The following is a 250-nucleotide window of genomic DNA, read 5'->3' on the forward strand; positions in this document are numbered from 1 at the left end:
CGTCGAGCAAGGCGGACCAGGCGCGGGCCAGTTCGGCTTCGCTGACCAGCCCCAGGCGCGTGAGCAGACCCAGCAGGTCCGCACCCTCGGTGGACAAGCGCCGGGCGCGTTCCAGGTCGACCGTCTTCAACCCGGCATGCGCCATCAGCCATGCGCACACCCGTTCGGTGTGCGGGACAGGCATCTGGCAGGCATCGATAAGGGCTGACGACATAGTGGAGTGATATCTGATAAGGCGAAAAGTATGGCT

Annotated in this window: 1 protein-coding gene; it reads right to left on the reverse strand. The window is 64.4% G+C overall.

The genetic code is table 11. The features are described from left to right. Positions 1–214, reverse strand: a 214-nt coding sequence (locus AC0L3B_RS39985; RefSeq protein ID WP_473383468.1) for a hypothetical protein, incomplete at its 3' end; no start/stop codon positions are given. Positions 215–250 lie beyond the last annotated feature (36 nt).

This window comes from Bradyrhizobium sp. Kon56 (assembly GCF_055807635.1).